Annotated in this window: 17 protein-coding genes and 1 riboswitch; of the genes, 8 read left to right on the top strand and 9 right to left on the bottom strand. The window is 37.8% G+C overall.

The genetic code is table 11. The annotated features are described in order from the left end of the window. The first annotated feature begins 259 nt into the window (after window positions 1-259). Both WCP78_RS05990 and WCP78_RS05995 read left to right on the top strand, forming a co-directional pair. Window positions 260-3418, top strand: coding sequence for an autotransporter family protein (locus WCP78_RS05990; RefSeq protein ID WP_336279599.1), 3159 nt, complete (start codon window positions 260-262; stop codon window positions 3416-3418). 425 nt (window positions 3419-3843) lie between these two features. Beyond that, window positions 3844-7119: an autotransporter outer membrane beta-barrel domain-containing protein gene (locus WCP78_RS05995; RefSeq protein WP_336279600.1), complete on the top strand. Its 3276-nt coding sequence runs from the start codon at window positions 3844-3846 to the stop codon at window positions 7117-7119. Window positions 7120-7529: 410 nt separating this feature from the next. On the opposite strand, the gene WCP78_RS06000 is transcribed toward WCP78_RS05995, so the two are convergent. Then, window positions 7530-7715, bottom strand: coding sequence for a hypothetical protein (locus WCP78_RS06000; RefSeq protein WP_336279601.1), 186 nt, complete (start codon window positions 7713-7715; stop codon window positions 7530-7532). Between the two features lie 2235 nt (window positions 7716-9950). Next, window positions 9951-10694, bottom strand: a complete 744-nt coding sequence (locus WCP78_RS06005; protein WP_336279602.1) for a creatininase family protein — start codon at window positions 10692-10694, stop codon at window positions 9951-9953. A 903-nt stretch (window positions 10695-11597) separates the two neighbouring features. On the opposite strand from WCP78_RS06005, the gene WCP78_RS06010 reads away from it, so the two are divergent. Continuing rightward, window positions 11598-11720, top strand: coding sequence for a hypothetical protein (locus WCP78_RS06010; RefSeq protein ID WP_336279603.1), 123 nt, complete (start codon window positions 11598-11600; stop codon window positions 11718-11720). Window positions 11721-11968: 248 nt separating this feature from the next. Here the strand turns inward: WCP78_RS06010 and WCP78_RS06015 are convergent, their stop codons facing one another. After that, entirely contained in the window at window positions 11969-13306 is a 1338-nt protein-coding gene (locus tag WCP78_RS06015) for an NAD(P)H-dependent oxidoreductase (protein ID WP_336279604.1), read from the bottom strand. A 164-nt stretch (window positions 13307-13470) separates the two neighbouring features. Here WCP78_RS06015 and WCP78_RS06020 point away from each other — a divergent pair, with 164 nt between their 5' ends. Then, complete coding sequence (locus WCP78_RS06020; protein WP_336279605.1) at window positions 13471-13959, top strand: MaoC family dehydratase; 489 nt, start codon at window positions 13471-13473, stop codon at window positions 13957-13959. Here the strand turns inward: WCP78_RS06020 and WCP78_RS06025 are convergent. From WCP78_RS06025 to WCP78_RS06035, 3 genes are read right to left on the bottom strand one after another with little or no spacing between them, the layout of a single operon-like run. Next, window positions 13956-14615 carry a methionine ABC transporter permease gene (locus tag WCP78_RS06025; protein ID WP_336279606.1) on the bottom strand — a complete coding sequence of 220 codons (660 nt, stop codon included), beginning with the start codon at window positions 14613-14615 and terminating at the stop codon, window positions 13956-13958. The genes WCP78_RS06020 and WCP78_RS06025 overlap by 4 nt on opposite strands. Next, complete coding sequence (locus WCP78_RS06030) at window positions 14608-15642, bottom strand: methionine ABC transporter ATP-binding protein (RefSeq protein ID WP_336279607.1); 1035 nt, start codon at window positions 15640-15642, stop codon at window positions 14608-14610. The genes WCP78_RS06025 and WCP78_RS06030 overlap by 8 nt, the downstream gene beginning before the upstream one ends. Before the next feature lie 6 nt (window positions 15643-15648). Continuing rightward, the gene (locus tag WCP78_RS06035; RefSeq protein ID WP_336279608.1) at window positions 15649-16467 is read right to left on the bottom strand and encodes a MetQ/NlpA family ABC transporter substrate-binding protein; all 819 of its coding nucleotides are present in this window, start codon (window positions 16465-16467) and stop codon (window positions 15649-15651) included. A gap of 520 nt (window positions 16468-16987) precedes the next feature. Between WCP78_RS06035 and WCP78_RS06040 the strand changes: the two genes are divergently transcribed. Further along, entirely contained in the window at window positions 16988-17629 is a 642-nt protein-coding gene (locus WCP78_RS06040; RefSeq protein WP_336279609.1) for an SH3 domain-containing protein, read from the top strand. 87 nt (window positions 17630-17716) lie between these two features. Here WCP78_RS06040 and WCP78_RS06045 read toward each other — a convergent pair whose 3' ends face one another. From WCP78_RS06045 to WCP78_RS06055, 3 genes are all read right to left on the bottom strand, one after another. Beyond that, the gene (locus WCP78_RS06045) at window positions 17717-18748 is read right to left on the bottom strand and encodes an aspartate-semialdehyde dehydrogenase (protein WP_336279610.1); all 1032 of its coding nucleotides are present in this window, start codon (window positions 18746-18748) and stop codon (window positions 17717-17719) included. A 656-nt stretch (window positions 18749-19404) separates the two neighbouring features. Further along, a complete protein-coding gene (locus tag WCP78_RS06050; RefSeq protein ID WP_336279611.1) occupies window positions 19405-19611 on the bottom strand; it encodes a Trm112 family protein in 207 nt (68 codons plus the stop codon). 13 nt (window positions 19612-19624) lie between these two features. After that, a complete protein-coding gene (locus tag WCP78_RS06055) occupies window positions 19625-20287 on the bottom strand; it encodes an LON peptidase substrate-binding domain-containing protein (RefSeq protein ID WP_336279612.1) in 663 nt (220 codons plus the stop codon). 425 nt (window positions 20288-20712) lie between these two features. Then, window positions 20713-20812, top strand: a riboswitch (glycine riboswitch). A 136-nt stretch (window positions 20813-20948) separates the two neighbouring features. Here WCP78_RS06055 and gcvT point away from each other — a divergent pair. The 3 genes from gcvT to gcvP are packed head-to-tail and all read left to right on the top strand — an operon-like array spanning window position 20949 to window position 25242. Next, window positions 20949-22067, top strand: coding sequence for a glycine cleavage system aminomethyltransferase GcvT (gene gcvT, locus WCP78_RS06060; protein WP_336279613.1), 1119 nt, complete (start codon window positions 20949-20951; stop codon window positions 22065-22067). A gap of 4 nt (window positions 22068-22071) precedes the next feature. After that, complete coding sequence (gcvH, locus tag WCP78_RS06065; RefSeq protein WP_336279614.1) at window positions 22072-22440, top strand: glycine cleavage system protein GcvH; 369 nt, start codon at window positions 22072-22074, stop codon at window positions 22438-22440. A 6-nt stretch (window positions 22441-22446) separates the two neighbouring features. Continuing rightward, a complete protein-coding gene (gene gcvP / locus WCP78_RS06070; RefSeq protein ID WP_336279615.1) occupies window positions 22447-25242 on the top strand; it encodes an aminomethyl-transferring glycine dehydrogenase in 2796 nt (931 codons plus the stop codon). Window positions 25243-25398 lie beyond the last annotated feature (156 nt).

The following is a 25398-nucleotide window of genomic DNA, read 5'->3' on the forward strand; positions in this document are numbered from 1 at the left end:
TACACGTAAAGGTTTTATTTTTTCTTTACACCAAATACAGAATGTATTATACACCTATTAATTGTGTTTAATAAGATTATTCACTTATAGGTGGTTATTGTGGTGTTCGTAAACTGTCTATCAAATGATTTGGATAATTCATTGCACGATTTAAATGGGCACTGAATGCGTCTTTGGGTTTCATATTTGAGGGTGTTTTAGGAGTGCTTTTATTTTCAACGAGAGGGGAAGGGAAGTTTCGATGGAGCTATGATTAGCTATGATTAAGGTGTTTAAAAATCGTGTACGTTTATGTACTTTCACAACAGCTATTCTTTCTGTGCTGCAAAATGGAATATGGGGATATGCGCATGCAGAAGAAGCAGGATATAAGATCACTGTTCAGAGTGCTGCCTCCCCCTATCCTCCACACACCGAATATCCTACACACACCGAATATCCTGCACACGCCGAAGTTTTTGTCTTTCCTACTTCTTATGATCCTGGAAGTGCGGGTGTACACATCGATGGCAGGGTAGTTTTGGATAACGAAGATAGTAGAGACTATAATAACTATGGTGGGGGAGGTGATGATGGTGTGGAAGATGGAAAGGAAAGCAGTCTCATAGAATATGATGTATATGATGGTCAGTATTTTGATGATGGGCGAACTATGTCATATTATTATTGGTGCCAAAACTGCGGAAATAAAACAATTCACTATCAAAAGTTTGTGATGAATTTGAAAAACAGTGTTTCTAAAAATAATCCCAACAAGATTGCTATAACTGTAACAGGAAGTGAAAAAGCAGAATCTATAACGAACGTAACGGGGGATAATGTAGTTATTTTTAGTCAAGATCCAGGAGTACGTTATAAACGTGGTGTGTCTGTATCGCTGGGTGCGGAAGCTAATTTTTTCAATTTAAATATGAAAGATGCAGAGGTAGGTCTTCATGCGAGTCGTGGAGTAATTTCTGTTGATGGTGGGGTTATTGAGTCGATTAAGGAGGTGGGTGTTCAGGCAATAGGGGTGGAGACGTTAATTTTGTTAGAGAATGTGGCGATTCGGATGGGGGATACTTTTGCTTGGGGGAATCAGGATTTGGCAGCCATTTATAGTGCTGGCGGTGCATATGTTGTAATGGATGGGGGGGTTATTAATTTTCCAGTAAATCATGGGGTTCTTTCATCGAATGGAGTTGTATTGCTCAATAATGCTATGATTATGAGGGATGGGATAAATAAAAATCAAAAAGATAATGCGGCTTTTCTTGTAGAGCGGGGTGGTTTTGTTCAATTTAAAGAAGGGGTTGTCACTATAGCTGATGCCCACGGCATATTGATGAGAGATACGCCTGGAAATAGTGGTGGTATTAGAGGTTTAGTGAGTCAGAATGTGAGTCTGCAATTGGAGGAGGAGAATATTCTTGTTACGAGCATTAATATGGATAATTCTACTGTTCATGTGAAAGGTTCTGAACATTACGGGATATATTTTCAGAAAGATCCACGATATGAAACATTTGAGCACGGATATGAATTGTATACGATCCCACATCAGCTGAGTTTTGTGGAGTTAAAGGATACACAGTTTTTTGTTGAGAAGGTGGGTGTTTTTGGTACCAATTTTACTGATGGTGTTGTTGTTTTGAATAAGAGTGTTATAGACTCAGACGACTTATTATTAAAAGCTGAAGAAGGTGCCTCTGTCAGAATTTATGCTTCTGATAGATCTGCTCTTAAAGGGGGAAGCTATGTGGATAATCATGCTTCTTCCAGTGGTGAGGTGTATTTAAGCAATCAGTCAGTATGGATTTTACAAGCTAAACCTCTTGTTAGAAATGAGATATCTGTTAATTCATATATTTCATTCGTTAGTCTTGAAGATAGTTCTATTGACTTTTTAGCACCTGCTCCAAATAGTTACCAAACGCTTTATATTGGAAATGGATCGGGAACTGTTTATGAGGCAAAGGGGAATGCAAGGATAAGTATTCGTACATATCTGAATGAGGGTGGTAAGCGCGAGAAGCAATATACTGATCGTTTTTTGATTTACGGTGATGTTAAAGGTGATACAACTATAGTTTCTGTAATTGCTGCTGAAGGAAGTCCAGGAGGAGACACGGGTAGGGGTAATGATAAAGGTATTTCAATTATTCAGGTTTCTGGGCAGGCTCATGAGAATTCTTTTCGGTTAGAGGGTGATTATATTACTTTGGACGGTAAACCTTATCGGTATGGACTCTATGCATATGGTTTGGGTTCTAAGTTAGGAAAGGCGGATCCTTATCAGAAAATGGTTGGAAATACGGATGATTTTTGGGATTTTCGTCTTGAAAGTGAATATATTGAACCGAGTCCAGCACCAGAGCCGCCAGCACCAGGCCCACAGCCACCAGCACCACAGCCACCAAAGCCAGGCCCACAGCCGCCAGCACCACCAAAGCCAAGACCAGAGCCAGGGGTGAGAGCTGTTGTTCCACAAGTTTCAACTTATCTGCTGTTGCCAAACGCTTTGTTTCAGGCTGGTTTGATGGATATTAACAATCAAAATAAGCGGTTAGAAACTATGAAAACTGCTTTTGGTGGATTGTTAAAAGATGATGAAGTGTCTGCCTTTTTTGTACGCGGCTATGGGGGTAATCACCGTTATATTTCAGATTTGTCTGCACTTCAATACGGTTACGACGGTGATTTGAGTTATAGTGCTGGAGAGGCCGGTATTTTACTGCAAGCAATTGAAAATGCGTATAGTAAGGCATCTTTAGGAATTATCGGGACTTATGGAAGGCTTTCTCTACAACCTTTGGATGTTAAACAAAGTCAGAAGAGTACGTTTGATAAATGGTCAGTTACAGCATATGGAGGTTTTCAGCATGATGAGGGCTTCTATGTTGATGGTCTTTTATCCTATGGTTTGTTTCAAGGGGATGTTCTTACTCTTGCGCGGGGTAAGACAGCGACGTTAAAAGGTAATCTTTTAAATGCTTCTTTGAGCGCTGGTAAAATGTTTATGACGAGTTGTGAAGGTTTGTTTTTGGATCCGCAGGCTCAAATTGTTTATCAATATCTCCATTTTGATAAGGCGCGTGATATTGATAATTTTGATATTGAGATAGGCAAACTTGATCAATGGGTGGCGCGTATTGGTGGGCGTTTAACTAAGATACTTAATACCACTGAGGAGGGGCGTGTTATTTCCTTCTATGGTAAGCTTAACTTGTCTCATAGTTTTGGAAAAAAACACGTTGTGCACTTCAAAGATGCTTTTCAGCTAGGCGCGTTTGGTTCCTCATTGGAAGCTGGGGTAGGTTTTCGTGCGCAATTGTTTCCAAAGCTTGATCTTTATGGTGATCTAGCTTATCAGCATAAGCTTACAAAGGCTGGTTTCTTGGGAACTACTTTTTCTGGTGGGTTGCGCTATCATTTTTAACTGAATCCTGCTTTAAATCAATCTTTTTACAGAAGCCGCAAGCTATGCTTGTGGCTTCTGTATTAGTTTTGTCTTGCTAGCAATTTTGAAAATAGATTTGAATATTTTATTTAAAATGATGCACTGTTTGGCTAGTTTTGTTCATTTTTCCTAGAAACTAGATTGGGGATTTACGCTCATTATTTTTTGCATGCATATTTCATGTCATGGTGATTGATCAATTTACTTAAAGTTGTTTTTGAATAACTGCTTTAGGGGTGAGTTTTCATATTAGTCATTGTTTGATTAGTTCTGCATGAAAATTACAATCTCAATTATGACTTTTTGGTGTTTTTTTGATTTTATCTTTACATAAAACACAAAACGTATTAATAAAACACAAAACGTATTATATTCGTCGCACGCAATGAAGGCAGTTAAGCAGAATGCGTGTTTTTATTTTTAATGAGAAGGGGAAGAAAGTTTGTAGAAAAATAATGATCAAAATGTCTAAAAATCACTTACCTTTATATACTTTTACGACAGCTATTTTTTTCTTTGCGCACAATGCTAATACCAATGCAGCTAACACCAATGTGGCTAACACCAATGCAGCTAACACCAATGTGCCGTCTTCTAGAGAAAATCTATTTACCTGTAATGACAATGATCAGTTTTATCGGTGTAAAGATGGTAAATCGCACGAAATTTCTCATAAAACTTACAAACTTAGGCATGATGCTTATGGAGCGATAACAGCATTGGGAAAAAATACATCAATTAATGCAAAGGGTATAACCATTGATGGTGCTAATACAGGCAGCAATTCAAATTCAGAAGAATTGCAATATGGTGTAAGAATATTGGAGGAAGGAAAAGTTTCTTTAGCCAATTCAGTGTTGAAGGATGCGTCAATTGGGGTGGATGTTGATTATGGAGTATTTGATATACAAAATGGATTGATAGAAGCAACGCGAAGGGGTGTTAGTGTAGGTGGTCATCAATCGCTTATTACTTTAACCAATACAAAAATTAATATGGGTGTTAATGCGATCGGTCTTTTTAGTCATAATAATGCAGAAGTTCAGATGGTAGGGGGAGCTATTGATTTTAAAAATGGTGTTGGAATTCAAACAGGAGGAGGGGGAAAAATTACTCTCAATAGAGTTATAATTACTGAAAAAGGCAATCAGGCGCAGGGTGTAGACAGCGGCAGCAAAAATGCAGCTTTACATATGCTTCAAGGGAGTGGTCGTATTAATATTCAGAATAGTACAGTTGATGTGACTAATGCTCACGGCCTGTTATTAGAGGGAGTTGATAATCGTGCTGATATTAAAGATTCTGCTTTTATAGTGAAGAGTGGTACACCATTTTATGGTATGGGCTTTTTTTGGGAGACAGTATTTAACGGGAAAAAAACACTTGAAGCAGGGCGAGGAACTGTTCATCTAGAGAATACGATGTTTATAACTCCAAGCAGCACGGCCATTTACAATAAAAAATTCGGTAGCTCCATTCAACTTTCAAAAGGTACAACAGTTTTTGGAGATTTATTGCTGAAAGTTGAAGATAATTCATCTGTAAAAATTGCAGCTGACTCCTCTATAATAATAGGGAGAACTTATGTTGATGATAGTTCTACAGCAGAAATTAAATTAAGCAATAATTCGAAATGGATTTTATCTAAGCCGGTAAGTAAAGAACTTCAAAATTTTCTTTCTAAAAATTTGAATTCTATAGATCTTTCATCAGTACACCTTACTGATAGCTCTATTCATTTTAACACAATAAAATCCAACATGTTGAGTAATTATCAAACACTTCGTGTAGGAAAAGGGGCAGGCACTGTTTATACTGCGCAAGGTAAAGCACGTCTTTATCTCAATACATGCCTAGGGAAGGGGGGAGATCTTTACAGCCAAAAAACCGATCGGCTTTTAATTCATGGGAATGTTGAGGGAGAAACGACAGTATATGTGCGAGGCGTTCCAGTTTTTTTAGGCCATTTAGGGGAAAGCACTGGTAAAGGCAATGATAAAGGTATTTCCATTATTCAGGTTTCTGGACAGGCGAATAAAGATTCTTTTAAGCTTGCCGGTGGTTATACCGTATTTGTGGGGTCACCTTATCAGTATCATCTTGTTGCTTATGGTCCAAGTTCTAATTTAGGGTTAGCAAATATTAATCAGAGATTAGTTGCAGGTCAGGGCAGTTTTTGGGATTTTCGTCTTGAAAGTAAAGCTGTCCTACCTTATGTCGCTCCTGCTATTGATCCGGATGAAGCTCATCACACTTTTACTGATGACGTTTTCCATTCCGTGACGAATATTAATCCTAATGTTACAGAGCCTGGTGTTAGTCCTACCTCCACTGATGTTGAAAGGCCTAGTGTAATAGCGCCGAGTTTTCCTTATAATCCTGATACCACTATTTCATCTGTTGTCCCTACTTTACCTGATTCCAATTCTATTTCCCCTAATGTTTCTGCGTCACCTGATACTAATGCCACTTTTGTTACATCTACTGTTTTTACTAAACCTGAGTCTGATGAATTTCCTGTTAGACCTCATACCCCTACTGCATCTGATACTGATGTCATTCTTGATAGACCTACTGCTCCCACTGTATCTGATACTGATTCCACTGCTGTCTTTATGCCTGCCGTGCCTGAGTCTAACTCTCCTGTCATTGTCCCTGTGATACCTACTCTTATAGCCGCTTTGGAACGTGTTACATCTTTTGGGAACAATGTGAGAGCTGTTGTTCCACAAGTTCCAACTTATCTTCTTTTACCAAATGCTTTATTCCATTCTAGTCTGATGGATATTAATAATCAAAGAAAGCAGTTAGAGACTATGCGCGCTGTTTCGAGCCGATTATTGAAAATTGATAAAAATCCCACTCTGTTTACACATGGTTACAGTGGAAATCACCGTTATAATTCAGATTTATCTCCTCTTGAGTATGGGTATGGAGGTGATTTTGATTATAACGCTATTGAAGCGGGTATTTCATTGAAAACAATCGAAAGCCTACATTATGTTGCATCCTTTGGGGTTATGGGAGGTTATGGGCAACTTTCTCTACAACCTTTGAATGTTGAACAAAGCCAAAAAAGCACATTTGATAAATGGCTCGCTACAGCATATGGTAGCTTGGAATATGACATGGGCTTTTATGTGGATGGTCTTTTATCCTATGGCTTATTTAAAGGTGATGTTTCTACCCTTGCACGTGGTAAGACGGCATCGCTGAAGGCTAACCCTCTAAGCACCTCATTAACTGTTGGTAAAGCGTTTACGACAGGAGATACAAGCATTGTTTTTGATCCGCAGGTTCAGTTTATTTATCAACAGCTCCATTTTAAAAAAGCGCGTGATGTTGATGGCTTTGATATTAAGATGGGAAAATCAGATCAATTGACAATGCGTGTTGGTGGGCGTTTAACCAAGACTCTTTCCATAGCCAAAGAGGCACATGTTGTTTCTTTCTATAGTAAGCTTCACCTTACCCATAATTTTGAAAAGCAACAGTCTGTTTATTTTAAAGATGCTTTTCAGTTAGGTTCTTCTGGCTCTTCGCTGGAAGCTGGAATTGGTTTTAATGCTCAATTGTTTCCCAAACTTACGTTCTATGGTGATTTATCTTATCAGCATAAGCTAACAAAAGCTGGCTTTTGGGGAACGACTTTTTCTGGTGGTCTAAGCTATCGTTTTTAGTGTGATCATTAAATAATACAATTTATAAATGTATTTTAACTTTACATAAAACACAAAATGTATTATATTTAACATAATCCAATAAACAAATAAGCGTACTTTTAGATGTTTTTGGATGTTTTTTTGACTGATCGTTTTTTTTAAGAGAAAAAGGACTGTGAGGTAAAATTATGATTACAATGTTAAAAAAAAAGTGTGTCACTATGTATTTTTACAGTGGTTACTTGTTCTTTTTTGTAAGTTGCAGATGCTAATGCAAATTTTGAAAGAGATAAATTTCAATATGCTCTTCCTGTTGCTATAGCAGCACGAAATATTAAAAGTGTGAGTGCAGCAACCATTGATGTTTTGGATGAAAACTTTGAAAAAGGTAAGATTTATAACTGGAAAGCTTGAAAAAGTAATTTATGTCAAGGGAGATCGAAGGATGTAGAATGATCTTGAACCTTTTCAGGGAGTCTGTTCACGCTTTTAAGGTTTTTACGAATTTTTCCAGAACGATTTAAGAAAAACAGTATTCTGCGGATATTGGGAATGATGCGTGCTGTATTGTTGATAATAATGATAAGCCGTTTTACTTGAAATTTTAAGGGCAAGCGGCTTACCATATTTTTTTTATAGAACTTCTTTAATATGCAATGCTTAATAATATAAGCGATAGGCATTTTTCATTTTTAAAATATTACTAAAGAGATTTATAGAGATCGTTCTGATTTTCTATCTTTGTCTGGTATTGTTGATGAAAGTAAGTGGTATTTGTTGGAAACTCTGAAGGAAAGCAGCATGTTGTTTTGAGGGGGGGATGAGAGCTTTGTTCATTTTATTTTATTTAAAGATGAATTGAGCTTTGATGCTAATTATCTCTGGAAAGTTGTTCTACCCATTATGAATTGTGTTGAGTGTCTTTTCTTAAAGTAGATGATAAAATATGACATTTACCGCTTTTTGATTAAAGGTTTAGTTATTTGCTGTTTGATCACAGTTTAATGCTACAATAGTGTTTTTCCCATAACTTTTGAAAATGATTTCTTGTTTCTTACATCAATATGCACGCAAAATCGTTTCATCATTGAGATCTATACAGTTTTTTTATTTCTCATATATCGAGTTGTATGGCACTTTTATCATAGGGTTATCTTGTATGAAAAGATCAAATAATTGCCGCTGTTGTATCGGAGATATTGTTAGCCATTTCCCTGTTGAGCTTTAAAACTAGTTTTTTATTTTATGTGGAGAACATCCACGTGTAAATGTTATTAGCAAACTTCCAGTAATGTAGGGCATTTTCGTGTATAGTAGAGATTATATAGGTTGTGGGGTGAGAAGGTGAGTATAATGTTATTACATTATACCAAATACAATGCGGCTGTGGTTATTTATATTGATCATCAATGAATGGTAAAACTGTTGGCAACAGTACGTTGCAATTTCTAGAGAAAAAGGAAAAATCTTTATGCTGCATTTATGAAATGTGCTCTTGTAGTTCTTTTCCAATATTCACAAATGTAAGCCATGAAGAGATCAGGGAAAAAGCTTTCTATAATTCAAAATATATTGCTTTATCCATTTGCACTGTTTTTTGCTCTGCACTTTATACAAACATTTTTGGTTGTTTGGTTGAATTTTCAGCCTTTCCCACCTGTGATGATAGATATGTTTTATGGTTCAATATCACTTAAAATTACCGCGTAGTGCACTTTAAGGGTTTGTATAGCTGGGCTTAAAAGGACAAATAAATCTTTTACTGAAAGAAAGCTAAATTATTTGTCAATAATAAAACTGCAATCAAGGCAATAATTTTATAGATTAAATTGATTAACGCTTTGCTTTGTCATTAGCTTATGCATCATTTTTAAAATTAATTTTAAGTGTTTAGGTATTTTAAAATACAGTCGATAACAACAAGTGTTGATTTTTATGTTGTTCGTTTCTACGGCATGGATGTTGATGTTGTTCTTTAAGGGGTCAATAATACTTTGATGACATAACAATTGTGCTTTCCTTGAATTGAACTGTAACATATTCTTAAATACAAATATCGCGATTTTTTTGTTGAGTGATTTTGGGGAGACTATAGGAAATTTTTTCCAGTTTAAGAGTTCCATTTTAAAAGTTACAATAATTATCATAATATCCATGAATTGGATGTATAATGATGTTCATGATTATAATTGCAATCGGAACTGCGCATATAACTTGAATGCTGGTAGTTAAAAATGAAGATCATTATTTAAAAAGTATGTTGTCGATTATGCACTGTGATCAAAGGGTTAAGCGAAAAGGATATTCGCATACTCTTTGTTGCATCAAGTATGGTTTGGTGGTTAATCACAAGAATAAGCGGTTTTGTATGTATGTTTTTGTAATCAATAAAATGATTATCAGAGAATACAGTTTTCTCTTGAGCTTTACAGCGTTTAAAAGTGAAAAATATTGTCATCAATGATTGCTATGGCACTGTTAAGTACTATTTTTCACCTACAGCATTGTTGGTAAAAAGTTTTGTAATAGGAAGGGAGTTTTGTCAGTGCTCGTTGTTTTCTCTGTACGGATGGTTTTAAGTTGATGAATGCGCGCTGCATTGTTCTTTTGATAACATGGATATAAGATCGCTAGTATCCAGTATAAGGAATACGGCTAACTATTTGTTTTAAAATTTTTTTCGATTTAATGATTACGTCATGATTAATGTTAATTACCAAATTTACTGGCAATAATCACGTAATGTTTATAACAGTTTTTTCTGAGAATGCGGTTGGAAAGAAAAGTTTTTTCCTAATAAGATATTTATGAGAATCAAAACAGAAGTTTGTTGGATATATTTGTGTTCTTTATGATAACATATCCACTTTAAATCGGTTAATATCATCAAGTAAACTACGAAGTCCACAAAGAACATGAGAAAAAATTGCCTCGCCTGCTTGTGGTGTTGCTGCACTTGCGTTCCCTGCTGCTCCTTGCGGGTTAAGATCGCGCATTGTCCATCCAAAGGCATGAGAGCCATAGGCGCGTAAATACTGATAATTGGCAATCATATCAGCTTGCTTATTATGAAAATTTTTTGCTTTTTCCATATGCACTTTTTCTGGTGCTAAATAAAGCATTAAGGAGGTTTCAAGAAATCCGCCATGGATATCGAGGTGCTGTTGGGACGGATTGATTAAACCTTGTGGTAGGCCAAAACGGCTCCAGCTTGTTGCAACTGCGAGCATTGAAAAACGTCTTCGTAATTCGGTAATGACGATGCTCATTAAAGGTGAATTACCACCGTGTGCGTTGAGAAGAAGGAAACGCTTAATCCCTTTACGATAAGAGTCCTCACCAATATTTATCCATCGCTCTATGGCGTTAGAAAATGTGAGTGTTTGCGTGCCAGTAACATCCATATGCTCTACTGAGTAGCCAATTTTTTCAACTGGTAAGAGTGCGATGTGAAATTTATTTTTTACTTGGAGAGTGAGTGCTTTTGCAAAGGCTTCAGCAATGATCCAGTCAGTTTCAAAGGGGAGGTGATTCCCGTGATATTCGTGTGCGCCTAGAGGTAACAGAGCAAGGAAAGGTGTGTCAGATACCATAAAACTTATTGCCGAAAAGATACGTCAACAGATGTAGAGCGTTTAAAAGTGGTAGAATCATTTCAAAATTTTAGTTTACATATAGAAAACACAAATTATGGCGTTTTTCAATCAAATATATGTATCAACATCTTTCATCAAAGATATGCATTGTGCAAACAAAAGAGAGCTTTATTAAAAGCGATTCGGATATAATAAAAGGCACAATATCGTATTTTCGAAATTGTAAAGAAAGTATTTTTTGTGAAGTTGTCTGATTACGGCTATTGCTTTTAAAAGTTAGTTCTTGAGCATATCACACTATGGAATTTGAATAGACTCATTATTTATCTGTTCAGGATTAAATTTAGGCAAAATTACGAATATTTCATATTGCTATTATAGAAATAGAAGACAAGATAAGGCTGTTGATATGACGAGGAATATAGGCTTAGAGTTACTTATTTTAATTGCTTTCAACATTGGGCTTCATGCTAATCTAATTCTCTAAAGTGTGAGCAATTTAGAAACGCATTTTCAAATTTTCCTCATTCGTATACCTTAAAAATTTAAATTATGTTTTTTTTATGTCTTTACATATTACACATAATGTATTATATATAAGATGTTACTAAATAAGATTTTGAGTTTTATAAGTTAATACTCTTTAGTTTTTGATAGTAAGGAAAAAGAGGAGCAAAAGAAGCTATGTTTTTGGTCTTGGGAAATCGTATGTGTGTTTATAAATTTTACAATATTTGCTTTTTAAAAACTGTGAAAGGATAATGCAAATATTATAAAATATTTAAAGATGAACTGTTCTTGTTGTACCAGGGGAGGGATGTAGCTTAAGAGTAGGATAATGGCTGTGATTATTGGTGCTAGAGAATAGTATGAATGTTTTTCTCTGAGAAAGGTTAAGAAATGTCTTTTTTTAATGCATTTTGGGGAGGAGTCAATATCGTCTCATTATTGGTCTCTTTAGCTTTTGGGAATGTAGCTGGAGCTGTGGTATCTGTTGTGTGTTTATTTTGCACAGTTGTGTAAAAGATTCTGCTCTTTTATTGATGAGCTTTAATAATCATTTCCTTATTGTAAAGAAATCAATATTTTAAATTAGGGGGGATATTATCTCGGAGAGGGGAGGAGGTTGCTGAAGAAAATATAGGATGTTTGAAGATAAAACTTGATATAAGCTGGTAAGAGCTCACAGTTTTTCAGTTTTTTCAACAAATTATAGTTTGAATTCTCTGTTACAGTTTACTGCTATTTTTAAAAACGACGATAGAGTTTTCTCATGCGTTAGTAGGAGGAGAATTACGATTCAACAAAATATCTTGTTTGGTTCGAAGTCGTGCAATCCACTGATTTTCTCGAATAGCAGTGTTATGTGTCGTGATGAGCTCATTTTTTTTAATTTCAGCTGTAACTGTTGCTTTTTCTAGAAGGCCACAGGGAATGGCTTGGTGAGCACGTGCTTCTGTAGCACTCATTACCCAAGCACGATAGCTATAAAGACCGATAAAATCTAGCTGGTCGCCAGGATATAAGTCTTTTTTAGCAACAGCACAAACTTCTGCGACTGGTTGATTGAGTGGTACCATGTCTTTTTTGCCATAAAGCATCACACGTGCACAGGTTAGGGGAACTTCCATTGCTGTTAGATGATAGGGACGGTGAAAGGTGAAGTAAGGTCCTTGACCAATTTTTAAATCTTCCATACGTTCACGTAGGCGGGGATGTGCTATTTCTGCAATTACAAAAACACCAGGGGAAACACCTGAACCTGTTGAATAATCTACAACACCGTATTTTTCTAAAATACCTCCATCTTGTTTTGGGATAAGTACTTTGCTTAAATCTTGTAGCGCAGCCTGTGGTCCGTGCATTCCAGGGCAATCGGGAAGAAGTCCAGTTGCATTGGCAATAGCTGCCATTTCAACCATTGTTTTAGAACCATCAATAAACTCGACGAGCATACGAACATTCATATTACGTCGTAATGCTTCTTCCTCGTAAGCATCGGGCGTAGCATCAAAGATAAGCGGATTGTTTTTGCCTTTACCCGCTGCAACAATCTTATGTCCAAGGGCTGAAACAAACTCAACGAGTTCCATACAAGAAGAAGGTTCATCCCCAGCACCAAGCGTATAAACAAGACCTCGTTTTTCTGCCTCGTGTTTTAAATAAGTGCCGATAGTAACATCTGCTTCAACATTCATCATGACAAGATGTTTGTTGTTTTCAAGTGCTTTGAAGCCAATTTCTGCACCAGCTTCAGGATAGCCTGTTGCATCAACAATAATATCAATTTGTTCATGTCCCAAAACAAGGTTAATATCGTCTGTGACCGCCACTAAACCTTTTTCAATGGTTTTTGTTAAGGCGTTGGCATTTTCGACTTCTCGTGCATGACCATCTTCGCCATAGGCTAGTGTGGCAGCATCGAAGACGCGTGAAGGTGTTCGAGTGGCGACGGCTGCAACTGTTATACCATCCATATTCGCTACGCTCGACAACAAATCTGTTCCCATTTCACCACAGCCAACCAGTCCAATACGGATAGGTCTATGGTTTTCTGTGTGCTGCTTTAGATCATGTGCTAAACCAGTGAGGCTTACATTGCTTGCCATTATTTTTTCCCATTTTAAAATTATGTTAGTAAAGGGGTACTTTCATATTTAAAGACACGTTTACTCTTGAGACTTTTAAGCTTTTATGATTGATGCTCTAACCAATGGGTTTTATAAAAGCAAGAGGGTGTGTGAGCTTTTGTCACATAAAACAGGAATACGTTATGCAGCGAAAAATAGCAGTACAAGATGTGGAAAGTTTCATTGGGAAAGAGATGGGTTTATCACAGTGGCGTCTTGTTACACAGGATATGATTAATCAATTTGCGTGCGCAACAGATGACCATCAGTGGATCCATGTAGATGAAAAAAGGGCGAAAGAAACACACTTTGGTGGTACTATTGCACATGGTTTTTTGACATTATCGCTTTTATCTACGCTGGCCTATGAGGCACTTCCAGAGCTGGAAGGTGCCACGATGGGAATCAATTATGGCTTTGATAAAGTGCGTTTTATGAGTCCTGTAAAGACGGGGGCGCGGGTGCGTGCTCGTTTTGTTTTAAGTGATGCAGAGATTCGCCCATCTGGTCGGGTTATTTTCAATTATGAAGCAACGATGGAAATTGAACATTTAAAAAAACCCGCTCTTATTGCACAATGGCTTATCATTGCGATGGTTGGAAAAGAAGATCAGATGTCTAAATTTTGTTAATGTTTTGTTTTATCAAATGCCTGCACAATTTTGTCAGAAGACCATTGGATAATAACATTAAGAATAATCAAGAGGATAATAACTATTGTCATAATGGAGGTGTTATAGCGTTGATAGCCGTAACGGATCGCCATATCACCTAAACCGCCTCCACCGAGATATCCAGCAAGTGAAGTGGCTCCAATAAGAGAAATAATCATGACCGTAAAACCGGTGATTAAGTGAGGAAGCGCTTCAGGAATGAGAACATACCTTACAATTTGCAGACGGTTTGCTCCCATGGAACGAACAGCTTCAATCAGGCCGTGGTCAACTGTTTTAAAGGAAAGCTCTGCCATTCGTGCATAAAAAGGAATTGCTGAAATTGTGAGAACAAAAATTACTGAAGGCATTCCTACACCACTTCCCACGATTACACGCGTGATAGGGAGGAGATAAAATGCAAGAATAATAAAGGGGATAGCGCGAATACTATCAATAATGATGCTCAGAGGGCGGTTTATAAGACGTGATGCAAAAAGTCCTTTGCATGCAGTTGTATAAAGCAGTAATCCAAGAGGGAGTCCAATAATCAGTGCTATCAAAGAAGCACTAACCGTCATTAACAACGTATCAAGGATGGCAGTGGGGAGTTCATGGGATAGGATATTAAACATAGCCTAAAACCTCGCAATATTGACTTTTGTCGCTTAACCATTTGACAGCTTTTTTCAATGTTTCTTTATCTTGTCCGGGAAGACCAAGGAATAGGCGCCCAATGGTTTCTCCTTGAATCGTATCGATGCCTCCATGTAAAATACGCGCTCTCAAACCAATTTCATCCTCAAGAATATTGAGAAAAGGTTGCTGAGCAATTTCGCCTGCAATATTAATCTCAATGACGGCTTCTTGACCTGTTGGTTTCAGGTTTTTTGCAAATTTTTCAGGAAGCTGTGGTGTTACAAGCTTAAGCATAGCAATTGTTGTTTCTTCTTGCGGTGATGTAAAAATGTCTTTCACACATCCTTCTTCTACAATGCGTCCTTGATTTAGAACGACAACGCGATGCGCAATGGCTCGCACAACTTCCATTTCATGGGTAATGAGTACAATAGTAAGATTAAGACGGCTATTAATATCAGCAAGAAGTTCCAGAATAGACTGTGTTGTTGCTGGATCAAGAGCAGAGGTTGCTTCATCTGATAACAATATTTTAGGATTAGCTGCAAGAGAGCGCGCAATACCAACACGTTGTTTTTGTCCTCCTGAAAGCTCTGCAGGGTAACAGTATTCTTTGCCACATAATCCTACTAATTCAATGAGCTCAAAGGTGCGTTCTCGGCGTTGTTTTTTGCTGATACCTGCTAATTTCAGTGGTAATTCAATGTTATCAATAACGTTTTGCGATGACAAAAGATTAAAATGTTGAAAAATCATACCAATGCGTTGACGATAAAATGCCCATTCTGTTTCTGATAGATTTGAAATATTGATACCTTCAAAAAAAATGGAGCCTTCATCAATATGTTTTAATCCATTTAAACAGCGTATGAGTGTGGATTTTCCTGCACCACTGCGCCCGATAATGCCAAGAATTTCACCTTCATGGATATCAAGAGATAAATGATTGATCGCGGGGATATCTGCTGTTTTTTTAAAACGGCAGCTGACGTTTTTTAAAGAAATAAGAGCAGGATTTTCCATTTATAATTACCACGATGTTTGAGCTGCTGTACCGAAAATTTCTTTAATTTTTGCACGGACAGGTTCGCTGTTGTAGGCGGCAACTAGTTTTTTAACCCATGGCTCATCCTTATCAGCGCTACGCACAACGATAACATTATTATAAGGGTTATTTTCTGCTTTTTCCCATGCAATGGCATCTTTTTGTAAATTTAATCCAGTTGTCAAAGCCCAGTTTGTATTTACAATTACAATATCAAAATCATCAATTGCACGCCCTAAAATGCCGGCATCTAATTCACGGATTTTCAAGTTTTTTGGATTTTCAATGATATCGAATGGGGATGCCAGAATATCGTGAGGATTTTTTAATTTAATGAGTTTTAGAGAATTGAGAAGAAATAAGGATCTAGCACCATTAGACGGATCATTAGGAATACCAACGCTTGCTCCATTTTGCAGTTCTTTTATATCTTTAATTTTGTGTGAATAGATAGCAATTGGCGTAATAAATGTGTTCCCAGCAATTGAAAGTTTGTAGCCATGTTGTTCAATTTGATTTTTGAGATAAGGAGTGTGTTGAAAAGCATTTGCATCAATATCTCCTGCATGAACTGCATCATTTGGTAAAGTGTAATCAGAGAAATAAACAAGTTTTATATTTAAACCGTCTTTTTTTGCTTGTTCAACGGCAACTTTCCAAATGATTGCCTCCTCTCCTTCCATAACACCGAGTTTGATGTTTGATTTATCTGCTGCCATAGAAAGAGCTGTTGATAAGAAAACTGCATACAGAGAAAGGAATAATCCGAGAATAGCATTCTGGAATAATTTTTTTGATATCATATGCGCCTGTCTTTCTTTTTCTTTGCCAAAAGATTTTGAGGGAAGATCTAAGATACTTTGTACTATTGGGGAGAGGTTCAAGAGTATAAAAGCTCAATAAAATATTCAATCATTTTTATTTTAAAAATAATATTATTTTCTCCTAATATTGTGAACACCTTGGTAGGTATACAGCATATATTATTTGAAAGCTATTTTTTCAAATTAGGCAATAAACTTTTATTTAGGCATAATTTTTTTTGGAACAAATAGTGGTTTCAAAACTTCTTTAAGTAATGATTGGCTGAAGAAGCAGATGATCAGATTACCTTATTGAAGGCAGTGAATGCGTGACGTGAACACTGTAATCAAAAAATCAGCCGTGTGTATAAGTGCTCTAGGGAACAACAAGAAAGTTTTTCTTTAAATACGGTGAATCATCCAGGGATAAAAACTGATCACCAACCACTTTATTGAAATACGGTAAATCTTTCAAAGACTAATATTTTATCCTTCATATTATGGAGAGGAAGAAGAAATAATGTTAAACAAGAATTTTTTATCAACTACAATGATTTTGTCGTCTTTAATAGGGGCGGGACTTGCGATGTCTGAGTCTTATGCAAATGCCGGAATAGTTGCTCGTGTGGCTACAGGTTATGCAGTTTTGCGTACAGGACCAGCTAAAACTTACAAAACTATAGCGATAGTTCCAGCTGGAGAAAAAGTGAGAATTAACGGCTGTTTATCCAATAAATCTTGGTGTGCACTTCAATATAAAGGAAGCATTGGTTGGGCATCTGCGCGCTATTTAAATGTCAACAATATTCCTACAGTTTCTTTCACACATATGCGTATGAAGCCAAACTCTATTATGATTATGAAAGAACCAAGACGGGCAAAAGTGAAAAAAGCTGTTTCTGACTTTAGAACTGTTATGGCATCTAAAAAAATACAAAAACAAGTAGGAAAAGAGTACCGATACAGGAGAAACGCAAATATTGATCCCACAGGCGTAAAAGAGGGGGATGAGCGAACAATTTTGAATCCATTACCAACGGCGCATGGTATATCTGTAAGGCATGTTTCAGCTTATAACCCCATGTTTCCCAATGATATTAATTCCAAAAATTTTGAACGTAATGAAACACGCTATCGCATTGTAACATATCCTATTCCATAAAGATAAGAACTCTTCTGTATGAGGATAGCAGGAAAAATATGGTGCATGAGACATTTTATTGTTTCATGCTGCCCCTTTCTCTTTTGTTTAAGTTGCTGACTTAGGGGTTATCAGGTTACGAGAAACAAGTAATTCAGCAATCTGAACTGCATTCAACGCTGCTCCTTTTCTTAAGTTATCAGCAGCTATCCAAAAAGTTAGACCATTTTCGACGGTGATATCTTCACGAACACGACTAATAAAGGTGTCGTCTTCCCCAGTGCATTCATAAGGGGTTATATAGCCTCCATCTTTGTGTTTGTCGATAAGTTGGCAGCCAGGCGCATCGCGTAGAAGAGCTTTTGCTTCATTGGCACTTAGTGGTTTTTCAAATTCAACATTAACGGCTTCAGCATGTCCGATAAAGACGGGTACGCGAACAGCTGTAGCAGTTAATTTAATCTTAGGATCAAGAATTTTTTTTGTTTCAGCTACCATTTTCCATTCTTCTTTTGTATAGCCATCTTCCATGAAAACATCGATATGAGGAATGACGTTAAAGGCAATGCGTTTAGTAAATTTTTTTAATGTAATTGGATCTGCAACAAAAACTGCTCGTGATTGTTCAAATAATTCGTCCATTCCTTCTTTTCCAGCTCCAGAAACTGATTGATAGGTAGATACAACAACGCGTTTAATAGTTGCTGCATCATGGAGAGGCTTTAAAGCCATGACAAGTTGAATTGTTGAGCAATTGGGATTGGCTATAATATTGTTCTTGGAAAACCCACTAATGGCTTCTGCATTAACCTCTGGCACAATCAGAGGTATATTGGCATCATAACGCCAAGTCGATGAATTATCTATTACTACGCAGCCTGAAGCCGCAATTTGAGGAGCATATTTTTGCGAAACGCTTCCTCCAGCAGACATGAGACATAAATCTGTGTCGGAAAAATCGTACGTATCGAGTGCCTTTACTTTTAGGGTTTTGTTACCATAAGAAACGTTTTGTCCAAGTGAACGTCGTGATGCTAAAGGAACGATTTGACAGGCAGGAAAATTTCGTTCTTCCAAAATTGTTAACATTTCACGGCCAACATTTCCAGTTGCGCCAACAACTACAACTTTAAAGCTCATTTTTCATACTCCTATTCCTCTCCATTTTTTCCTAAGCTGTTCCCAGGAGAGGGCGAGTTGGCTAAGGAGTTTAAATAATATCGCTGGTTTTCATAAATCTAATTTGGAGACACATCAACCATAATTTTCGGTACAGTCAATCGTTTTATTTTGCATGCACTGTTCTTTGGTTTTTTTTGAAAGATGAGAAAACTCGAATAGTTTATGCCGAGTTTGTGAATATCCTCTTGACAGCATTTTAATCTAGAGAATTGCTTATCTTCTGTCAATTATTTACAAAGAGATTGGATATTAAGTAACGCTTGTATCATTTGTTACCTTATGAAATTTATAAATTTCATTTGATGTGGGTTTATTTTCATATCCCTTGAATTTTTCTAGCTTTTATTTTTAATATCTTATTTATATTAGAGTGAAATTGAGGCTTTATATTTAAGAAAGGAAGAGGTTAGTATGCTTCTTGGTATGACTTCAATCTTGATGTCATGTTTTTGAAAGGCATTTGCTTAATGCTATAATTTTTTCGCTTTATTTTTATAAATATGAATCAGTTTTTTTCTAGATAGATGCTGAAAAATTGAGTAAGTAAAAGGCTATCTGTTGACATAGAATTAATTGGTCATAGTTTTTCATAATAAAAATTGAATAAAGATTTTTCACTTTTTTGTGTGTTGTGTTTTATTATTCTGCAAAGGACGGGCTTCTGAAGCGAGCATAATGGGAACGCCGTTGCGAATAGGGTAAGCAATTTTTGCTTTGAGTGAAATTAATTCTTGGGTGTTTCTGTCTAAAGAGAGCATTCCCTTTGTGATGGGACAGACGAGCAGTTCAAGCATTTTGGGATCAGTAGTCATTTTTTTCATGTGTTGAAGCTCACTAATTTAGATGATAGTGCGTTCCTGTTTGTTTCATGAGTGAGCGCTCAGTTAAAGCAAGCAGAGTTTGAGCACGGCTTCCAATATCTGGAGCTTCTAAAAGAGCCTGCTTTTCTGCTGGTGTAAAGGGGATAAGGGTTGAAAAAGCGTTGACTAAGATCGGCGTTGGCGTTTGTATGATGCTATTCCAATTATATTCTATTTCATGTGTTGTAAGGTATTTTTCAACAATATTTAACAAATTTTCCCGATTAATAGTCTCTGAAACGTTTGGTTCTTGTAGGTCTTTTGTGTTTAGTTGGATGAGGGCAAGCCGATAAGATTTTGAACTTACAAGTTCTCGCTCTAAGGTAAAGCGACAAATACCTTGTAATATGATAAAAAGCCGCCCATTTCCTGTTTCGTTGTAATTTGTGATCCGACCTATGCAGCCTGTCTTATAAAGTTCTGTAGATAAGCAGCCTGTACTTGATGCAAGTGGCTGAATAATCCCTAATAGGCGATTGGACAGCATTACATCCTCAACCATTTCGAGAGCTTCTGGTTCAAAAATGTTGAGCGACAAAATTCCCCCTGGCAGTAAGAGTGCACCTTCTAAAGGGAAAAGAGCAATTTGCTCTGGTAGATCATTTTTGTCATTATAATGGGCATTGCCAGCTTTCATCAGTGTTTTATAACCTTATATCCGATGAGATTTTGCGCGCAAATAGCCGCAGCTTCATACTACTTAGCGGTAAAAAAGACTAATCCATTGCGCATTAAAAACCTCTTTAAAAACCTACCTAAAGTACTTTAGAAGACAGTAAACCGTGTTTGTGATTGGATTGTAATAGAGCATACTTCTTTTCTGCGCAACTTTGCATTACCTTCGAGTGGTGTTTTCGTTTGTGGCTCCTACAATTTTTTCCCTTCTTGTTCACTAAACTGTTACCACCCAAATTTTAAGTATTTAAACACCGACATTATAAGCTTTTTAAGGCAAACTGTGCAAGTCTAAAAATTAGCGTATTCTCTTCATTTTGAAGATGACAGGGTAAAAAAGATAGTTTATAGGTTAAGGCATGTCAAAAAGAACGTTATTGTTTCTTTTATTCTTTTGCGGGAGAGTGCAGATTGCAAGTTTTCGCATCTGTCGCCGAAGGGGAAAGCAGCCCATAATCTCTCAGGCTTTAAGGACCGTAAAAGGAGAAAGACAGATCTGGAAAGTCGGGAATTTCCGCGCCGAAGGTGTAAGCGAAGATTTTTTCGCGAGTCTCTCAGGTTTGTGACAGAAGGGTGCAGAGATGACCACATTGTGTGGAAGTTAGCGCGACTTTGGAGATATTATGGGCACGTTACAAGAATTTGAAACATCTTCTTTAAAAATACTTCCTCTACATCAGTTGCATGAAAAGGCTGGAGCAAAGTTTGGCTCTTTTGCGGGTTGGCAGATGCCTTTGACTTATCCTCTTGGGGTTTTGAAAGAGCATCTTCATACGCGTGCTCACGCGGGTCTTTTTGATATTTCTCATATGAAATTGATTACCATTGAAGGTGCACAAGCAATTGAATTTTTGTCATATGCTCTTCCCATTGATGCAGCGTTGTTAAAGATAGGCCAATCACGGTATAGCTATTTACTTAATGAGAAAGCTGGAATTATTGATGATCTTATCATAACTCGTTTAGCAGAATGCCGTTTTATGCTTGTTGTCAATGCTGGTAATGCGCAGATTGATTTTGTTGAGCTTGAAAAACGTGCTGTTAGTTTTGATTGTCAACTAACCGCTCTTGAAAGGGTATTGCTTGCTCTTCAAGGATCAGAAGCTGCGGCTGTTATTGCTGATGCAGGTTTACCTGGCAATGAATTATTGTTTATGCACGGATTTGAGCCCCAACAAGATTGGTTTATGACACGTTCCGGTTATACAGGAGAAGATGGCTTTGAAATTGCTCTTCCCGAAGATCAAGCGCATGCATTGGCGGAAAAATTACTCAGCGATTCTCGGGTTGAGTGGATTGGTCTTGCAGCACGTGACAGTCTTCGACTAGAAGCAGGGTTGTGTTTGCATGGCAATGATATTACCCCTGATACTACACCCATTGATGCTGCGCTAACATGGGCTGTTTCCAAAAGTGTTCGAGAAAAAGCACAATTTTATGGAGCGAAAGCTTTCCTTGAAGCACTTCAAAAAGGGCCTACTCGTTGTCGTGTTGGTTTGAAACCGCAAACGCGCCAGCCTATTCGTGCAGGGGCACTGCTTTTAGATGATCAGGGAAATCAGATCGGGGTTGTGACGTCGGGTGGTTTTGGACCTTCTTTTGGTGGTCCTGTAGCTATGGGGTATGTTCCAGTTGATTGGAAAAATAACGGAACGGAAATCTTTACTGAGTCGCGCGGCAAAAAGATTGTTCTGTCTGTTCATTCACTCCCTTTTGTTGAACAACGTTATTTCAAAGGATAATTTTATGTCTAGAATTTACTTTACGCAAGATCATGAGTGGCTCAGCGTTGAAGGGCAGGTAGTCACTGTTGGTATCACCCATTATGCTCAAGAGCAGTTAGGTGATTTAGTTTTTGTTGATTTACCGCAAAGTGGAACGCAGCTTGCTAAAGGAGATTCTGCCGCTGTTGTGGAATCTGTTAAAGCTGCTTCAGATGTGTATGCGCCTCTTGATGGTGAAGTCATTGAAGTTAATGAATTGTTGGCAAATAATCCTGAATTGGTAAACCAAAAACCTGAAAAAGAAGGTTGGTTATGGAAAATGAAATTACAAGATGAAATGCAACTCGAGGGGTTGTTGGATGAAGCTGCTTATAAAGCTCTGATTGGATGACGTATTATGCAAGAACGCCATTTTTCTTCTCGCCATATTGGAATTCGCCCTGATGAGATACAAAATATGCTTAATGTTTTGGCTCTTGATTCCGTTGATACATTAATTTCTCAAGCTGTTCCTCAGTCTATCCATTTAGAACGTTCGCTTCACTTGCCAAAAGCAGCAAGTGAAGAACAGGCTTTGGAAGAATTATCTAAGATTATGGGGCGTAATCGTGTATATAAGAGCTTTATTGGGCAAGGTTATCATGGAACATTTGTGCCTCCCGTTATTTTACGCAATCTTTTTGAAAATCCAGCTTGGTATACTGCTTATACACCCTATCAGGCAGAAATTAGCCAAGGCCGTTTAGAGCTTTTGTTTTATTTTCAGACACTGGTTAGTGAATTAACGGGTTTGCCTGTGGCCGCTGCCTCACTTCTTGATGAGGCAACAGCATTAGCTGAAGCTAATGCTGTTGCTGTGCGCTTTGCACGTGAGAAAAAAATGAAGATTTCTATTCAGAGTCTTTTGCATCCTCAGACTTTAAGTGTTGCGCAAACGCGTGCTAAGACACAAGGCATTCACATTAGTGAAAAGGGCGAAGTTTGTTCTGATACAGCTGCGATTGTTTTATCTTGGCCAGATACAAAAGGCTTTTTTAACGACTACACGGAAGTCATTAGGCAAGCAAAGGCAAAAGGAGCGCTGGTGATTGTTGTGGCAGATCCTTTGGCGCTTACTTTGATGGAACCACCAGCTAAATGGGGTGCTGATATTGTGGTCGGTTCTATGCAGCGTTATGGGGTTCCAATGGGGTTTGGTGGCCCTCATGCTGGCTATTTGGCGGTCAGTGATGCTCTAACACGCTTAATTCCAGGGCGTATTGTTGGTCAATCAGTGGACACGAAAGGGCGTGTTGCTTTTCGTTTAGCTTTGCAAACACGTGAACAACATATTCGGCGTGATAAAGCAACATCGAATATTTGTACAGCACAGGCTCTGTTAGCAAATATGGCAACGGCTTACGCTGTTTGGCATGGGCCACAAGGTTTGCAGGCAATTGCTCAGCGGATTCATACTTTAGCGTGTCGTTTTGTTGGTGGTTTAGAAGCCGCTGGTATTCATTGTGAAGGGGAGCACTTTTTTGATTGTGTAAGCATTTTTGTTAAAGGGAGAGCTCGAGAGATTGCTCATCAAGCAAAAATGAGTGGACGTTTTATTCGTATTCTTGATGATGATAGAATTGCGATCAATTTTGATGAATTATCAACACAAGAGGATGCTTGTGCGCTAGCGCAGCTTTTTGGAGCACAATTAGTTGATCATATTTCTCCTCGGCTTTTGGGCAAAGAGCGTGATGCTGCTTTTCTTTCACAGCCGTTTTTTCATGCAGTTCATTCAGAGACAGATATGATGCGCTTTTTGCGTCGTTTATCGGATAAGGATTTGGCATTGGATCGGGCAATGATACCACTTGGATCTTGTACGATGAAGCTTAATGCGGCAGCTGAATTGATGCCTTTAAGTTGGCTTACGGTCGCCCATGTGCATCCTTTTGTCCCTAAGGAGGATGCTGCCGGTTATTTGGAAATGATGAGTCAATTAAATGCATGGTTGTGTGAAATTACAGGGTTTGCGCAAGTATCCTTTCAGCCTAATTCTGGTGCTCAAGGTGAATATGCTGGGCTTTTGGCGATACATCGATATTATCAATTTCGTGGGGAGCATCAGCGTACAGTTTGTCTTGTTCCCGCTTCAGCGCATGGCACCAACCCAGCTTCAGCTCATATGGCGGGTATGGAAGTGGTTGTGGTAAAGTGCTTAAGCGATGGTAATGTTGATGTTGATGATCTCAAAATGAAAGCGCAACTGTATAAGGATCGTTTAGCAGCTTTAATGATCACCTATCCTTCAACACATGGTGTTTATGAGGAAAGTATTAAGGATATTTGCTCTATTATTCATGAAAGTGGAGGACAGGTTTATTTTGATGGTGCTAATCTTAACGCACTTGTTGGACTTGCGCGTCCAGCAGATATTGGAGCAGATGTTTGTCACATGAATCTTCATAAAACATTTGCAATTCCTCATGGCGGCGGTGGTCCTGGTGCTGGTCCGATTGGGGTGGCAGAGCATTTAAAGCCATTTTTACCAGGTCATGAACAGGATGGAACAACATATGCTGTTTCGGCAGCCCCTTATGGAAGCGCATCTATTCTTATTATTACATGGATGTATATTCGGATGATGGGAGCTGATGGCTTAAAATCTGCAACAAAAATAGCAGTTTTGAATGCCAACTATATTGCTGCACGTCTTTCTCAGGCTTATTCCATTTTGTATAAGGGTAAGCATGGTCGTGTTGCCCATGAGTGTATTGTGGATACACGTGTATTGAAAGAACAGTATGGGATTAGTGTTGATGATATCGCAAAACGTTTGATTGATTATGGATTTCATGCGCCGACAATGTCGTTCCCAGTGCCTGGAACTTTAATGATTGAACCAACTGAATCAGAGTCAAAGGCAGAGATTGATCGTTTTTGTGATGCTTTGCTTTCGATTGCTGAAGAAGCTAAGAAAGTTGGTGCGGGTGTTTGGCCAAAAGAAGATAATCCATTAGTAAATGCACCACATAGCTTGGTAGATACTTTAGATGATGCTTGGGCGCGGCCTTATTTGCGACAAGAGGCTGCTTTTCCGAATGCTTCTCTTAATCCAGAGAATAAATATTGGCCTCCTGTCTCTCGCATTGATAATGTCGCAGGAGATAGAATGTTGATTTGTTCTTGCCCACCGTTGGGAAACACATATTAAATTGACTTTTCTCTATTGATAAAAAGCCTACGCAGAATGTGTAGGCTTTTTAATTGGTTAATATGAATTGAGAAGTAATTTATTGTCTATTATTGGTGTTGTTTTGCTGGTGATACTTTTAAGATAAAGCGGTAACTTCCATTTTCATTGTTCTGT

The sequence above is a fragment of the Bartonella occidentalis genome, assembly GCF_037070875.1.
Lineage (GTDB): Bacteria > Pseudomonadota > Alphaproteobacteria > Rhizobiales > Rhizobiaceae > Bartonella.